The organism is Luteolibacter luteus (assembly GCF_012913485.1).
Taxonomy (GTDB): domain Bacteria; phylum Verrucomicrobiota; class Verrucomicrobiia; order Verrucomicrobiales; family Akkermansiaceae; genus Haloferula; species Haloferula lutea.
Genome location: NZ_CP051774.1, coordinates 469,999 through 484,903, shown reverse-complemented (window position 1 = coordinate 484,903; position 14,905 = coordinate 469,999). Strand labels below are relative to the sequence as shown.

At 62.0% G+C, this 14,905-nt stretch carries 11 protein-coding genes; 1 reads left to right on the top strand and 10 read right to left on the bottom strand.

The window, feature by feature from the left end; genetic code table 11:
- Positions 1 to 38: 38 nt before the first annotated feature.
- From HHL09_RS01900 to HHL09_RS01855, 10 genes are all read right to left on the bottom strand, one after another.
- The gene (locus tag HHL09_RS01900) at positions 39 to 1,637 is read right to left on the bottom strand and encodes an AMP-binding protein (protein ID WP_169452806.1); all 1,599 of its coding nucleotides are present in this window, start codon (positions 1,635 to 1,637) and stop codon (positions 39 to 41) included.
- Positions 1,634 to 2,626: a GNAT family N-acetyltransferase gene (locus tag HHL09_RS01895; RefSeq protein ID WP_169452805.1), complete on the bottom strand. Its 993-nt coding sequence runs from the start codon at positions 2,624 to 2,626 to the stop codon at positions 1,634 to 1,636. The genes HHL09_RS01900 and HHL09_RS01895 overlap by 4 nt, the downstream gene beginning before the upstream one ends.
- Positions 2,623 to 3,942, bottom strand: a complete 1,320-nt coding sequence (locus HHL09_RS01890; RefSeq protein WP_169452804.1) for a diacylglycerol/polyprenol kinase family protein — start codon at positions 3,940 to 3,942, stop codon at positions 2,623 to 2,625. Before HHL09_RS01890 ends, HHL09_RS01895 begins: the two co-directional genes overlap by 4 nt.
- The gene (locus tag HHL09_RS01885) at positions 3,939 to 5,045 is read right to left on the bottom strand and encodes a BtaA family protein (RefSeq protein ID WP_169452803.1); all 1,107 of its coding nucleotides are present in this window, start codon (positions 5,043 to 5,045) and stop codon (positions 3,939 to 3,941) included. Before HHL09_RS01885 ends, HHL09_RS01890 begins: the two co-directional genes overlap by 4 nt.
- Positions 5,042 to 7,483 (bottom strand): PEP/pyruvate-binding domain-containing protein, encoded by a 2,442-nt coding sequence (locus HHL09_RS01880; protein WP_169452802.1) that lies wholly within the window; start codon positions 7,481 to 7,483, stop codon positions 5,042 to 5,044. The genes HHL09_RS01885 and HHL09_RS01880 overlap by 4 nt, the downstream gene beginning before the upstream one ends.
- Before the next feature lie 4 nt (positions 7,484 to 7,487).
- On the bottom strand, positions 7,488 to 8,390 hold the full coding sequence (locus HHL09_RS01875) for a UbiA family prenyltransferase (RefSeq protein ID WP_169452801.1): 903 nt from the start codon (positions 8,388 to 8,390) through the stop codon (positions 7,488 to 7,490).
- Positions 8,391 to 8,925: 535 nt separating this feature from the next.
- Positions 8,926 to 10,212: a hydroxymethylglutaryl-CoA reductase gene (locus tag HHL09_RS01870; protein ID WP_169452800.1), complete on the bottom strand. Its 1,287-nt coding sequence runs from the start codon at positions 10,210 to 10,212 to the stop codon at positions 8,926 to 8,928.
- Between the two features lie 170 nt (positions 10,213 to 10,382).
- Positions 10,383 to 11,039: a LuxR C-terminal-related transcriptional regulator gene (locus tag HHL09_RS01865; protein WP_169452799.1), complete on the bottom strand. Its 657-nt coding sequence runs from the start codon at positions 11,037 to 11,039 to the stop codon at positions 10,383 to 10,385.
- The gene (locus HHL09_RS01860; RefSeq protein ID WP_169452798.1) at positions 11,032 to 13,059 is read right to left on the bottom strand and encodes a sensor histidine kinase; all 2,028 of its coding nucleotides are present in this window, start codon (positions 13,057 to 13,059) and stop codon (positions 11,032 to 11,034) included. Before HHL09_RS01860 ends, HHL09_RS01865 begins: the two co-directional genes overlap by 8 nt.
- Before the next feature lie 112 nt (positions 13,060 to 13,171).
- Positions 13,172 to 14,050 carry a metal ABC transporter substrate-binding protein gene (locus tag HHL09_RS01855; protein WP_169452797.1) on the bottom strand — a complete coding sequence of 293 codons (879 nt, stop codon included), beginning with the start codon at positions 14,048 to 14,050 and terminating at the stop codon, positions 13,172 to 13,174.
- Positions 14,051 to 14,324: 274 nt separating this feature from the next.
- On the opposite strand from HHL09_RS01855, the gene HHL09_RS01850 reads away from it, so the two are divergent.
- A complete protein-coding gene (locus tag HHL09_RS01850; protein WP_169452796.1) occupies positions 14,325 to 14,882 on the top strand; it encodes a Maf family protein in 558 nt (185 codons plus the stop codon).
- Positions 14,883 to 14,905: the final 23 nt, after the last annotated feature.

Here is a 14,905-nt window from a genome sequence, read left to right as displayed (position 1 = left end):
AATCCTAATTCATACTTCTAGGTAGATAAATGAATTTCTCAGGAGGCTTTTGCCTCGCGCGCTTCCAGCATCGCGCGGAGAGCGGGGTAATCAATCTTAGCATGATGGCGTCGATCCATGGGCAGCTTGCCGCCTGCGAAGATGACTTGTTGGATGCCGAGTGTTTCGAACTCCCGTGCCATTTCCTCGGACGTGGCCGGGTCGGGTTGGCCATGGCCGAAGACGAGTGTGCGCTTGTCCTTCCATCCGATGGCGGCGCTGACAACCTGCGGGTAACGCATGCCGACAGCGGCCTCGATGGCGAAGGGGTAATCCAGTGCGCCCTCAGGTAGTTCCGGTGGTGCCACGGGCGAGGAGGGCAGCTTGGCCGAGCAACGACCGAGCAGCCAGAGGCAGCCGTTTTTGTCGAGCCATGCGGCATCGCCGGTGCGGTGCCAAACCTTGCCGCCGACGTGGATCTTTGTCTCTTCATCGCCCACGCCGCCGAGGTAGCCGGAGAGGACATGATCACCCGTGACCACGACTTCACCGGGTTGGCCTTGCGGCAGGGTCATGGAATCGAAGGACGCCGGGTCGAGTGCCTTCAAGGGAGTGCCCCAGCTGTTCTTGATGATCCGCAGTTCGACTTCCTCCACCGGATGTCCCGCGCAGAGGCCATAGCCTTCGCTGGTCATCGTCATCTTCACGAGGTCATACTCGCGGACATCAAGGTGGGCCATGGGCTCGGCCTCGGTGGAGCCGAAGACGGCGGTGATGGATGATTCCGGCAAGACATTGGTCAGCCGCTTCATCAGCTCCGGGAAGACCGCGGCACCGCCGGTGTAGACCTTCTTCAGCGTGGCCATCGAATCCGGTACGGTGAGCATCACCTCGAAGAAGTGGGGTGATGCCGCGCAACGCGTGACGTGATAGCGGAGGCATTGTTCGCGCACTCGTGCCGCTCCCTCAGAGCCGTCTTTTCCGAGTTTGAAGTCCGCAAGCACGCTGGTGAGTCCGGAGGCGAGATTCGCAAGGACGAATACGGGCAGGGTGACCAGATCGACTTCGCCATCCTCGTAGTCCAGTGCCTTTGAAAGCGCCTTGTGCTGGGCGATCAGGAAGCCATGGGTACGCACGGCGGCTTTCGGTGCGCCGGTGCTGCCACTGGTGAAGGTGATGAGAGCGGCTTCGTCTTCGGGAAGGTCGGTGAGGGCTTTGCCTTCAAGGTTTTTTTGCCAAGGCACGGTGCCCGGAAACCATGCCCCCGAGCGGATCTTCAGCGGGACCTGCTTGAGGCCGTGCTCGAAGTAGCGCAGCATCTGGGCTTTCCATGAGCCGAAGAAGGCATCGGGTGCGACTCGCTTGCAGCAGTTGCTGATGAAGCCCTTGCCCACGCCGGGATCGACGAGCATCACGCGCATGCCCGAGTGGAAGGCGGAGAGCAGGATCTCGTAGAGTTCGATCGCGATGGGGTGCAGGACCATGATTGTACTGCCGCGCTTCAGTCCGAGTTCCTGGAGGCGGGCGGAGCCCCGCTCGACGCGATCCTGAAGTTCGCGGAAGCTGATCGAGCGATCCTTGCCCTTCCACCGGTCGACGAGCGCCGGGCGGTCGGGATGCATGACGGCGCGTTCGCGCAGGATCGCTACGAGGTTCATAGTGGTTTCGAGAAGAGCGCGTAGCGACGGAAAGCTTCGCCATGATGGCGGCCGGTGATTTTCAGCGAGGTATTCGTTTCATGCTGCAAGGCATGGATGGCTTCCGTGAAGCCTTTCTCGCGGCCGAGACGGTGAACCTCATCGACCAGGAGGCTGCCGAGTCCGGCGCTGCGGGAGGAGGGGTCGACGGCCAGTGTCTTGACAATGAGTGCGGGCTTCTCGCCCCGGGCGGCCGATTCGAGGTCGGCGATGGCGAAGACAAAGCCGCAGGTCTCGCCATCCTTCTCGGCGATACGAACAAAATCCGGGTCCACGCGATCCTTCACCTTGCGATAGGAAGCGATGAATGAGTCTTCCTCCAGAGGTGTGTAGAGGAAGTTGTTCGAGAAGCTCTTCAGGCTGATTTCGTGGATCGTGCGCAGTTCGTCGTCGTAGCGGGAGGCGTCGAGCGGACGGATGACGATGCCGGATTTCTCCAAGCGCTCCTTCAATGCGGGGGAAACGGCGGCTTCTCCGTCGAGCGGCATCAGCGAGGAGGAGTAGCGGGAAAGCTCTTCGAAGCCCGCAGCATGCCACCAGATGGGATGAGGCGCGGGATTGCGCGGCTCGAGGAGGAAGGGGCCACGGCCGCTGCTTCCGATGACGTAGCGATGGCGGCGCCAAGTGTTACCGTTCATCGGTCCGATCGCGAGCGTACAGCCGAGCTTGCGGAGATAGCTGGTGGCGACTTCCAGAAGCTGGATCGCGGTGGCCTCGTCCGTGGAATCGAAGCCGCCGATGGTGCCGGGCTTGTGGCCTTCCAGCGGCGGTGCGTCGCTCCACCACAGCGCCGCATGACCGATCGAGCGGCCTTCATCATCGGTGATGAAGACGCGGGCATCCATGGCTTCCTCCGGTCCTGCCAAGGCTTCGGGCCGGCTCAAACCATCGGCCACCGGGATCTCCGGAAGGTCGGAGCCTTCATGAATCAGGTATCGGGGTTCGTTCATCGGAGGAGCAGGGCAGGAGTTGAAGCCAGGAAGGAGAGTGTCCCTTTGATCATCCAGAGCCGGGTGGGGCTGCCAGCGTAGCGGGATTCGATCCAGTGGGAAAGCAGGCAGGCAACGGGAGTCAGGATGAGCACGATGGCCAGGACCGGCGCGATCCGGATGGCGTCTTGCCAGAGCCAGATCAGGCCGGGGAGCGCCCCGACCAACCAACCCTTGATGGTAGCACGAAGGAGCTGCGGCTTGGTGGAATGCAGCCAAGTTTGCGTGGCCACATCGGCCATCGCAAGCTGCACCGCCATTGCAAAGGAAACGCCGCAGAGGCCGGTAACGGAATCGATCCATCCGAGGTTCACGGCCAGCGACCAGCTGAGGCAGCCGATGGCGTGGGAGATCACGGCATCGAGACGATGGTCGAAGACCCCGGTAAGCTTGTGGCGGCGAGTGGTGATCAGGTGGCTGAAGAAGATCGCGAGAGGGGGAAGCGTGAAGCGGGGATCGGCAAGGATCGCGCAACCGTAGCCGAGCAAGGCACCGCCAATCAGCGAGCTGCCGCTGAGGGTGCTATGACGTGCGCCTGCCGTCACGATGCCGAGAAGGATCACGGCCGCCGTGAAGCGGGTGATCAGGTGCGGCATGTCGCTGGCCAGCAAGCGGGCGAGGATGAAGTGGCAGCCAAGAGGGATGATGAGGTTATCGAAGCCGCGATCGGAGATGCCTTCCGCCATCATCGATAGCACCGCGAGGGTAAGCGCGATCCAGACGGCATAGGACGCATCGACCCGCCCGGTGAGGATGAGGGGAAGGAAAGCGCAGAGGAAGGCGACTACAAGAAAGGCCGCGGAGCCTTCAGCACTCTTTCTGCCCGTGCCGCAGGCATAAAAGCGGTGGCCCCATTTCGTTCCGGCGATGGCACCGGCCGCATCGGCGACGGTGAGAATTCCGACCGGAATCACGTGGAGCAAGGTATCGCCATTCGAGAGGTCAAAGACCGCGGCCACTGCCGGGGCGAAGAGGATCTCGCCATAGGAGACGCGCTTTACCCCGTGCAGCGTGGAGCCGAGGCCCGAGCGCAGCGCGGGGACACAGCGCAGGAGCAGCAAGGGCAAGGTGGCGAGGGCCGCGAGGATCCACACCGGCAGAGGGCGATCGAAGATCCATGGGAAGGCGGCACAGGCGAGGCCCATGGCAACATGGACCGACTTCCGGGATGCCTCCGCGGAGGCACCGCTGCGCTCGCAGAGCCAGCGGAACAGCGGCAGGCCGAGCATGAGTGCCGCGAGCACGCCCGCGATGGCCAGCCATTCCTGAACCGTCATCCGCGCACCTCCTCCACCACCAAGCGGCTGTAGAAAAAGGCGCGGTCTTGCTTGAAGAGGGCCTGGGCTTCCTCTTCACAAGGCTTCAACAGGTCCGCCATCGATTCCGGGCGGGAGCGTGGGGCGAGCATGTTCCAGTAGGCGAGACGCGCGCCGGTATTCGAAGCGGCGACCAAGGTGCGCAGCAGCTTTTCGGTGTTTGCCTCGCTCATATACTCGAAAATGTCGCTCAGATTGTAGGCATCGTAGCGCTTGGCCGGCTCGGCTTCGAGCAGTGCCTCGATGGGGCTTTCCACCACGCGGAAGCGGTCCTGCTGGAGGGCGCTGCGGATCAGTGCGTAGTTGGATGCTTCGAGCGAATAAGGCAGGTGATCGCCGTGGGTCCCGGTGAGGATCCAGTGGAGGTAAGGATTGGCCGAGGGATCGAGCACCGCCAATGCGTGGCGGGTGCGGGAAAGGATCCGTTCCGCCACCGAGCCTTCCACGTATTTGAAGAACTCCGGATCGCGGCCCAGGGCACCCATCAGCGCGCGGGAGAAGAAGACATGGAAGATGGAGCGCCAGCGGCGATTATTCCAGACCTCCTCATAGAACTTCAGCCGCTCGTCGGGCGAGCGGGATTGCATCAAGGACAGCACTCGCTTCCGCGGATGGGCGATGGGCAGGACTTTGGAGCGGAAGAGCTTGAAGTAATTCTCGAATTTCCCGCAGCCACCGATGCCGCCCTCGACGGCCTCGGGACGGGCGTCCCAGAATTCGCGCGCGGGAGCGGGGAGCAGGTCCCGGCATTCGCGGTAGAGCGATGCCCGGCGCGAGGATGGCCGCGAGCCATGGAGTTCGAGGAAGCCGGAGTGATCGAGCTGCAAGTACGCCGCTTTCCGTAGTTCGATGCAGGCGACCTGGGTGGGATTCATTTCCACGGCCGTGACGGAGGCCGCGCCCGCGGCGAGGAGTGCGAAGCTATTGTCACCGGCCGAACCGATGCTGAGGCAATGCCTGCCGGCGGGTTTCATGGCTTCTACCAGCAGCAGGGAATCCTCCCAGCACTGGGCATAGCGGACGGCGGAGAAATCGGCGCGGTGCTGGATCTCGGACTTGCTCATGAAAGGGAGGTGGCTGGGGATTCCAAGATACGGACGCTGCCGGTGCTGCCATCCATCTCCACCAGATCACCGGTCTTCAGCGTGGTGGTGATGCGTGGCAGCGACACGATGCAGGGCAGGCGCAGTTCGCGGGAAACGATGGCGGAGTGGGATAGCAGGCTGCCGCGCTCGACAAGGAGACCTGAGGCAGCGGGGAAAAGAACTACCCAGCCAGGGTCGGTCTGTAGGGCGACGAGAATTTCTCGGGGTTCAAGGCGGGCTCCGCGTGGATCGAGCACGACGCGGACACGGCCGGTGACCTTCCCGGGACAAGCCCCGATGCCCTTGATTCCTTCCGTGTTTCCAGCGGCTTCTTCCTGTTTCCGCGTCTCTTCGAAGACGGTGTAGCGATGGACGGGACCGTGGGTCTCGAAGCGATCGGGCGGCGGGGTTTCATTTTGATAGATCGCGAACTCCGCGCGGCGCTGGGCTGCCAGATCGCCCAGCTTGAGAATGGTGCCGGTGGCTTCCCATGTGGCCAGCACCTCGCCGAGCTCCAGGTAGAAGATGTCGTCGGCGGATTCCAGTTGGCCATCGGCGTGCAGGCGCTTGCCGAGTTCCCGAAGGATGCTGCGGACCCGGCCGAAGAGACGGGTGCGCTCAAAGCGGAGATTCTCCCGGCTGCGGACGCGTTCGCGAGCTTGGCGCAGCACATAGCTGAAGATCCCGCTTTTGAGCGGATTGCCGATGGCGGGAGGCTTGGTGGGCTCGGTCCTGCTTTCCTCGGGCAATTGCTGGCGGAGGGCGAGGGCACCGATGGAGGCAAGCAGGGTGGTGGCATCGTCACGGACCGTGGGGCTCTCCAGTTTCAGCTCTTCCAAGCAGCGATCACCGAATTCATCGAGGTAGCGCTGGAACTCCTTGGAAAGCTCGGGATGCCGTGAGAGCGCGGCGAGCTTCTCCTTCTCCGGAGTTTCAGGCGATGCGAGCAAGGCGGGGAGACCGGGGGATTCCTTGGCGAGCTTCGCCATGCGGATGATGCGGCGTGGTGGCTCGGCGCTGATAATGCCTCCGGTGTCTGCCAGAAGATCATTCTGGAGGGTGCCGCTGTTATCGCCCGCCCACTTGGTGCACAAACTACGGAGCACGCCGTAGAAGATCATGGCGAAGAAATCATTCACCAATGGTGCGTCCCAGCGCTTGAGGAGCTTCCGCTCGAGGTCGCGGTAGTGGCTCACCAGATCCTCGCCGCTCATTTGGGCGAGAGGCACGAGTGGTGGGGCGAGGGCTCGGTCGAGCCGGACTTGGAAAGACGCGATCTGCTTGTCGAGTCCGCGGAGCTGCCTGAGGAGGCCGAGGCAGGTGCCGACCAGTGCCCGCATGTCGGCGGAACGGCTGACGGTGGACTCCGCGATGATCTTTTGGACCAAGGATTCCGGCAGGGGCTCTTTCACGCCCATCATCTGCTCCATGAAAGAGCGGTTCAACTGGAAGCCGGGGAGCAAGGCGAGCACGCGATACCAACTCGCAAGGTTGTAGTAGGTGCGGCCACGGATAAGGCCGAGCATCTGCGGGAAGACGTCATCGGAGCGCTCGATGCGTTCGGCCGGAACCGACATCAAGCGGCAGAACTCGCGATAGACGGATTCGTAAATCCGCCGAGCGAACGAGAAGGTGAGGGGCGTGGTAACGCCGCCGTAGCTTTCGGCGATGTTGCTGTTATCCCAGACACGCAGGGTGTCATCGGGATCGGCTTGGTTCGCCAGCGTGGTGATGGGGCGCGATTGCAGAAGCCAGAGCTTTCCTGCCCGATCGATGGCCCACTCGATGTCCTGCGGCCGGCCGAAGTGTTTCTCGCAGCGCTTTGCCAAGGTTGCGATCCCGCGGGCTTCGCTTTCGGAGAGTAGCTTCCCGGGCGATGAGGCCGTCCCGCTGCCGATGCGCCAGTCCTCGCCATCGACCTCACCGGAGACGAGCTTTTCGCCGGTGCCTTCCACTGCAGATACCACGGCGACGCTGCGCTGGCCGGAGACAGGATCGGCAGAGAAAGCAACTCCCGCGCAGCGCGGCTGGATCATCCGCTGGACCAGAACGGTGGGTGGCTCCGGAAGCGGCAGGCCGCGTTCGCGGCAATAGGTGAGCACGGCCTCGCGCTTTGAGGAATCACGGACGTCGCGGATGCGTTGTTCGACCTCGGAAGCCGGGACTTCCAGGAAGGTCTCGAATTGCCCCGCGAAGGAATGCCCGGCACCGTCTTCCATGGTGGCGGAAGATCGCACGGCGAAGGGGCCTTCACCGACTTGGGCGAGGGCGTTGGTGAGGTCGCCTGTTTCCCAAGTGGCTTCCGGCGGCACGGCGAACCATGCGGGGACATCGAAGCCCGCTTCGCCGAGCTTGGCGAGCGCCGCGCCTTTTCCGCCGAAGCGGCTGCTGCTGGTCCCAGGGAAGAGAAGATTCATCGTTTCAAGAATGCAGCCACAGCGGAATGAGGCCGAGGAGGAGATAGAGTGCGAGGGTCCAGATCCCGGAGATCATTTCGATCTTCTTCCCGGAGGCGCCCTTCGCGAGATAGCGCCAGCCGGTGCAGAGGGCGAAGCCGAAGACCAGGCCGAGGCCGATGCAGACCGGGCGCATGAAGTGGATCGCCTGCGAGGCCACCACGGCGCAGGTGAAGGTGACGGCAAGGGTGGCGAGCCAGACGAGGACGCCACCCTTCATGCCCCAGAGGCGGCTGTAGGTTTCCACGCCTTCCTCCTCATCGGCGGGCTGACGAAGCTTGCGTCCGAGCTCGATCACGATGCCATTGAAGAAACTGGCGGCAAGGAACCAACCGAGCCCGCCGGGTGGAGATCCGGCACGTGGCAACCATTCGCAGGCGGTGCCGAAGAAGTCCACGAGGGGCATGATGCCCATGTGGCTCACGAGGTAGACGATGGGGCGGGCCTTCAGCCAATCCCGGCAGAAGAACTCCACGCTCATCAAGGCGAGGTAGGTCCATGCGATGCCGAGCACCCAGGTAAGGCGTGGATCAAGCCAAAGGACCAAGCCGAGCTGGATGGCGGCGGTGACGATGAAGAGGATCCTCAGCTCGGAGAGCTTGATCAGGCCGCGGGGCACGGGGCGGTAGGGGCGCCAGCGGGCGTCGTCCTCGGCATCCTTGAACTCATCCGCGATGCGAAGCTGAAGGAACATCAGCAGGCAGACGACGAAGGCGGTCAGGTACATGTCCCAACCGGGAGGAGGGGCGTGGCGGATCAGCGAGGAGAAGGAGACGGCGCAGGCGCTGAAGGCTGCGATGAGAGGGCCGTGAGCGAAGAGCGGGAAGCGCTCCTTCTGGTATGTCCACAGCCTCTGGAGAATTGTCATGGTGGCGACCAAGGAAGGGACTCTTTTCCCCGTGCCACTCTAACGAGTCTCAGTGATGGTGCAAGTGCGGGTCGGGACGATCGGGATGCTTGGGATTTGCGGCCTGTTCCGCCTGTTATAACAGGGAAATTAACAGGCGGGTTTGGGGGGGCGTGAAGAGGGTGGGGTGAGGTCGAAGTGGCTTTGGAGGACATGCTGGAAGGGAGTTTCGAAGATGGCGGGGTGGGTTTCTACTGCCAGGATCGACTAAAGCGGGACGGGAGAAGTTAGTGGGCTCCCGGCACCCTTTCAGGGTGCGATTCCTTTTCCGTGGATACCCAGGGTTGCGCGCTGCGCGCTTACCCTGGGCTATCTCCCGGTCGCCCCGTTGGGGCTTTAGAGGCTGTGTGTTGCGCGCTTACCCTGGGCTATCTCCCGATCATCCCGTTGGGGCTCTAGATGCTGTGTGTTGCGCGCTTACCCTGGGCTATCTCCCGGTCGCCCCGTCGGGGATTCAGAGTGCTCCGATGGCCATTCACTCGTGGTCGTGCCTTCTTCAGCTCTCCTTGCTGCCTTTCTGGCGGTCGCGGGCGAGCTTGCGGTGGGCGCGTGAAAAGTGGCCGGCGCTGAGGGCACCGATGATCGAGAGTTCGCCGGCGAGGAGGAGGCCGGTGCAGACTTCGGCGAGGGCCCGGGACTTGCCTGCGCCTGCGAGGCCCATGAGTTCGAGGCAGGCTTTCTGGGTTGGCAGGCCGGTGCCGCCTCCCACGGTGCCGACCATGATGCCGGGCAGGGTGACGGAGGCGTAGAGTCCGCCATCCTCGGTCACCTCGAAGCGGGTCACGCCGGTTGCAGATTCGGCGACGCAAGCGGCATCCTGGCCGGTGGCAAGATAGAGGGCGGTGAGGCCATTCGCGAAATGGCCGTGGATGCCGAGGGTGCCGCTGAGCACGCCGCCGATGGCGGACATCTGCCAGTACTGCTCCATGGCGCGAGGCGTGGTGTGGAGGTGCTTCTTTACCAGCTCTGCGGAAAGGTGGGCCTCTGCGGTGACCTTCTTGCCGCGGGTGGTGGTGAAGGCACGGGTGCTGGCCTTCTTGTCGCCGGAGAGGTTCGACTCGATGTAGTAGCGTTGCGGTTGGATCGGCGTGTGGGCCAGGATGTGATCGCAGATCGCCTGGGTGGCGATGGTGACCATGTTCTGGCCGGAGGCATCGCCGGTGGTGAACTCGAAATTGAAGTAGGCGTGGTTTCCTTCAAGCGTGACACCGACATCGACGAGCTTGCCATGCGAGGTGGTGGTGCCGGCGACCTGTTGGAAGGTCTCGAATTGATCCACGGCCCAAACGGTGAAGCGGCTGGCTTCGGAGAAGGTATCGAAGACGAACGAGGGTGCCCGGCTCAGGCTCTCATAAAGCACCAGCGCGGAGCATCCGCCTGCGGCAGTGAGAAGCCGGCAGCCGCGGTGGTAGCTCGCGACGAGGGCGGCCTCCGTGGTGGCGAGGGGAATGTGGAAGTCACCCTTTGCGGAGACGCCATTCACGCGGAGGGGCCCTGCGAGGCCCAAGGGCATGCGCATCTCGCCGATGGCGTTTTCGATATTCCCTTGATAGACCGAGAGATCGCCGGGGGATTGATCCAAGAGGATCTCCTTCAGGCGGGTGGGCAGGCCAGTCTCTTCCCAGAGCTCCCCGGCACGCTCGCGGCTGACTTTTGCGCTGCCTGCCGGGACCTTTGGCAGGTCCTTGAAATCCGGTGCTAGCCGTGCCGCCGCGTCCTCGACGCTATCCCCGCCTAACATCCGTGCCACATGTTGCTGGGTCAGCCCGCGTTTTCCCGTCATCCCGGCAAGGAACTACACCCTGGTGGCGGGGGCCACAATGGAATCCGATCCGGATAAAAAGGGATGCCCTGAGGTTTTCCCCCATAGCGTGGATGATGCGGGCAGAAATGAAAAAGCCCGAGATCGAGCGACCCCGGGCTTTTGGAGATTCGATAAGGTTGGCCAGAGGCTTACACCAATCCTTTCCGCAGCGCCTTCGAGACGGCTTCCGTCTGGGTGCGGACATGCAGCTTCCGGTAGACGCTGCGCAGGTGCATGTCCACGGTGTGCTGGGAGATGTCGAGCTGATCGCCGATCTCCTTCTTGATGAAGCCCTTCACCAGCAGGCGCAGGACCTCTTCCTCGCGGGAGGTGAGGGGTTCGGTCTCATCGACAGGGCCGTGCTTGGCGAAGCCTTCGAGAATCATGTTCGCGATCGGGCTGCTCAGTGCGGCGGAGCCCTGCATCACATCGCGGATGCCGGAAAGGATATCGTCCGGGTCGGCGGTTTTCAGCAGGTAGCCGGATGCCCCGTTGCAGATGGCGCGATAGACGCGCTCGCGGTCGTCAAAGGAGGTCAGGATGACGACCTTCTGTTCCGGCACCTTCACCTTCACCTCGCGCAGCACCTGCAGGCCGTCTTTCCCCGGGAGGCCGAGGTCGAGCATCAGCAAGTCCGGCGGGGAGGTGCAGTAGTTCAGCTCGGCAAAGAGGTCGTCCGGGTGAGAGAACGCCTTTTCGCAGATCAGATCATCTTCGCCCGAAATGAGCCGGGTGATCTGTTTCGCGAAGTTCGCGTGATCCTCAAGAATCCAGATCCGGAGCGGGGCGGTGGTGGTGTCACTCATTGGCGGTAGCTTTAGTAGCCATCAGGCTGGTTCGTTTCACGGAAAGGCGCAGTGTTGTGCCGGCTCCAGGGGATGATTCCACGTGCAGGGTACCTTCCAGCACCCTGGCGCGATCGGTAAGTTTTTTCACGGCTGCCATCTGATCTTCGGCGTCGCGAGGCAGGCCGATGCCGTTGTCGCTCACTTCCATCACCAGCCGGTCGCGGGCATCGTAGAGCCGCACGGTGACCAGTGTCGCTTTGGAATGCTTAACAATATTGTGAAGGGCCTCCTTGTAGAAGAGGAAAAGATGGCGTTTTGAGTCCAGCGTGAGTTTTGCGGTGGTTTTCGAGGACCGGCAGACGAGCGAATACTCGACTTCTCGCAGAAGGCGGGCGGCGCAATCGCGCATCCGCTGGACGAGGTCACCGATGGTGTCCTGACGGCGTTCCAAGAGCCAGACGATGTCCCGCATGGCCAAGGAGCTTTCACGGGCAATGGTTTCCACCTCGCCGAGGTCGTGGGCCACCTCGTCCGGGCCCTTGAGGCGCTCCAGGTCGCGCTTCGCGGAGCGTGCGATGAGGGAGATGCTGCCGAGGTTACTGCCGATGTCGTCGTGCAGGTCGGAGGCGATGCGCTTGCGGAGCTTGTCGAGCTGGGTGCGGGAGACCAGGCGGCGGCGTTCGACGATGGCGACGGGGATCAGGAAGGTCAGGCCGAGGGCGATGGCGGCGCCCCAGGTGGTATTCAGCTCGCTCTCCGATGCCATGGTCTTCCGGGCGGAGCTGAGGATGTCCATTTCCTGGCGGAAATGATTCCTTTCCACGAGCTGGGTGAGCCAGGAGTGGATGGGGAGGATCTGGTAGCGATAGCCCGAGCCATCGGTGAGTTCCTCGGAGGGCTGCTCGATGCCGCCGTGGATGGCGGTCACCTCCCGACCCGAGGCGAGATTCCGGTTTCCGGACCAGACTTCGATTTCTCCCAGTGCTTGCAAATGGCGGTTGCCGAGCTGCCATGCCCGCTCCGAGGTGATCCGGAGGTAGCGCCCCTTGGCCTCCGGGGAAGGAAGCACGACAGGGGTGGTGAGATCCACCGGCAGGTCACGCGGGCCGGTATCGGCGATGCACTTGGCGTCACTGAAATCGGCTTTGCCGGCCAACTCCAGCTTGAGGACTGGCGGAATTACTCCCGGGCCGGAGAGTTCCGGGACGGCGTAGGGGAAGAGGATCACGCGGTCGACGGGTGCCTCTTGGCCGAGATCGAGGACCCACTCGACCTTCGGGTTGTCACCGGGCACCTCCAGGCAGTCGCCGTGCGAGGGTGCCCAGAGGCCGCCTTGCCAGACGCCGAGCGGGGTGCGTCCGTCCACGACGAATGAGGGGTCCCAGACTCCGGGCACATCCACCGAATGAGAGGCCGTGACTTTCGCCCCGAAGGAAACCGGAATGCGATCCGAGAAGACGAAGATTTCCGAGAGGGCGCAGACACCCGCGAGGCCGCGGCGGTGGCCTTCTTCCAAGGTCAGCCGGACGTAGCGGGCAGAGCCCCCGTCGCCATTGATCTGGACCGGAAAGCCCTGCGGCGAAGAGTGGGCCATGCCGCCGGTGCGATAGATCTGGCGGCTATCGGAAAAATCTTCCTGAGTTGCGGCTTCGATCCGGAAGCGGCGGGGGAACAGGTCATTGGTCTCGCCCGGCTGTGTCTGGGCCGGAACGAGGAAAAGGTGATCCAGGGAAATGTCCTTCCCGAAATCAAGGCAGATCCAAGGATCGCCGGTGGCTTCGTCTTCCAAACCACAGCGCCATCCGATGGTTTCCTTGAGGGGCTTCTCCGTAAAATCGGCGAGGTTGTCCAAGCGGCCTTGGAGCCAACGGATCCGGTCTTCCGTATCGACCAGCTTGCGATTGAATAACCGGGCTACGCGACCAATGGGATTGGGTGTCTGCGCGGGTTCGGCCGCGGACACAGGGGCGGGGAGCAGGGCAGTCAGGGCAAGAAGGCCAACACAGAGGTGGGGCAACCTCGCGAGTTGGTTTTTCATGTTTTACGGGCAACAGCGAGGAAGTCCTTAACATATTTTAAAAATCCGACAATCCTTTTATCGAAACTTTTGAACAATCGGAACTTCTCGCTGTCCCGGCACTGAGGCGGGCCTATTTTGACAGTCCTGCGGTGATCGCTGAGACATTGTGGCGGACCATGGCCTCGTAGCTTTCCGCCGTGGAACCGTCCGCGATCAGGGCCTCGCCGAGCTTGATGCCGGTGTCTCCGGTCAGGGCCTGTAGGATCTTCGGGTTCGATTCCTTTTCGGGAAAGATCGCGGCCACCTGATGCTCCTTCAGCTCTGCAAGGATGGCGGCCAGTTTCTTGGGATCCGGCATCCTCTCGCGGTTCAGTCCCTGGACTGCCAAGGGCTCAAATCCGAAGTCCTTGCAGAAGTATCCGAAGGCCGCGTGGGCGGTCGCGAGGTGGCGTTTGGCTTTCGGGATGCGTGCGACTTCCTTGCGGGTCCAGCGCTCCAATTCGTCCAGTTTGGCGCGATAGCTTGCGGCGTTTTTTGAATAATTTTCAGCGCCAGCCGGATCGGCTTTTGTAAAAGTTTCCGCGGTGATGGTCGTCGCGCGGCGGAAGAGGTCGATGGAGTGCCACCAATGGGGGTCGATCTCGTGATCGTGATGCTCGTGATCGTGTCCCTCGTGGTCGCATTCCCCCTCGATCGAGGGAAGATCCTTCCCAATTTCAACGACTTGCGCCTTTTCCCCGAGGATCCCGCGGAGCAAAGTGAGGTAGCTTTCGAGGCCCATTCCGGAGGCCAAGTAGAGCTTCGCGTCCGCCGCCTTCTGAAGATCGGCCTGAACGGGCTCGAAATGGTGCGGGTCGCCGTTTTTCCCGATCAGGTCGATGACTTCCACTCGCTCGCCGCCGACTTGCCGGGCGAGGTCGCCGAGGAGGGGGTGGAGGGTGGCAACCTTGAGCTCCGCGGCAGAGGCGGAAGCGAGGGAGAGAATGAGGGAGAGAATTGGAAAGCGCATGGCTGAAAAATGAGCAGGGAAGAGGATGATGCAAGTGGATTGCGATAATGAAAGGAAAGTTCCGAGGATGTTATTTCAAGCGATTGATAGAATGGTGTTTGATTATTTGTTTCTGCTCAGAATTAATGATTTATCCAAATAAAGATCGATTGAATCTTTTGATTCAATCGATTGATTCAATCGAAATTGAAAAAGCAAACGATTGGATTGTGAATAACTGCATTCCCGCGACATCAAGTTTGCCAAGTGTTGCAAGCCCGCTACAGGAACGCCCGTGAAAATCATTCTGGCTTCCGGTTCTCCAAGGCGTCGCGAGCTTCTAGCGGAAGCTGGAGTTTTGTTTGAAGTGATTGTTTCGCCCGCGGAGGAGATTCACGATGCCTCCATTCCGCTGAGTGAGCTCTGCGAAAAGAACGCGGAACTCAAAGCAGAGGCGGTCGCCGTTTCAAATGCGGATGCAGCCGTCATCGGAGCCGACACCTTGGTTTGGATCGATGGCGAGCCCTTGGGTAAACCCAAGGACATGGATGATGCCCGGGCGATGCTCAGGAAGTTGGGCGGTCGTTCGCACACGGTTTGTACCGGTGTGTGCGTGATCTTTCCCGGAGGAGTGGTGAGGCGTTTCCACGATCTGACGGCGGTTCATTTCCTCCCTCTCGATGAGGCTCGGATCAGCGAATATTTTGAAAAAGCGAACCCGCTCGACAAAGCGGGGGCCTACGGAATCCAAGAGAGTGGAGAGCTGATCGTGGATCGGATCGAGGGGGCATTCGACAATGTCATGGGGCTGCCGGTGGCAAAGGTGGTGGAGGTGCTGAAGGCGGGTTTCTGAACTTCCCGCGCGAGTGGGAAACT

Bases quoted from the DNA above. Each gene is read 5' to 3' on its own strand.
- HHL09_RS01895 (WP_169452805.1), bottom strand. From the start codon at position 2,626: ATGAACGAACCCCGATACCTGATTCATGAAGGCTCCGACCTTCCGGAG.
- HHL09_RS01880 (WP_169452802.1), bottom strand. From the start codon at position 7,483: ATGAATCTTCTCTTCCCTGGGACCAGCAGCAGCCGCTTCGGCGGAAAA.
- HHL09_RS01890 (WP_169452804.1), bottom strand. From the start codon at position 3,942: ATGACGGTTCAGGAATGGCTGGCCATCGCGGGCGTGCTCGCGGCACTC.
- HHL09_RS01855 (WP_169452797.1), bottom strand. From the start codon at position 14,050: ATGCGCTTTCCAATTCTCTCCCTCATTCTCTCCCTCGCTTCCGCCTCT.
- HHL09_RS01875 (WP_169452801.1), bottom strand. From the start codon at position 8,390: ATGACAATTCTCCAGAGGCTGTGGACATACCAGAAGGAGCGCTTCCCG.
- HHL09_RS01870 (WP_169452800.1), bottom strand. From the start codon at position 10,212: ATGACGGGAAAACGCGGGCTGACCCAGCAACATGTGGCACGGATGTTA.
- HHL09_RS01885 (WP_169452803.1), bottom strand. From the start codon at position 5,045: ATGAGCAAGTCCGAGATCCAGCACCGCGCCGATTTCTCCGCCGTCCGC.
- HHL09_RS01860 (WP_169452798.1), bottom strand. From the start codon at position 13,059: ATGAAAAACCAACTCGCGAGGTTGCCCCACCTCTGTGTTGGCCTTCTT.
- HHL09_RS01865 (WP_169452799.1), bottom strand. From the start codon at position 11,039: ATGAGTGACACCACCACCGCCCCGCTCCGGATCTGGATTCTTGAGGAT.
- HHL09_RS01900 (WP_169452806.1), bottom strand. From the start codon at position 1,637: ATGAACCTCGTAGCGATCCTGCGCGAACGCGCCGTCATGCATCCCGAC.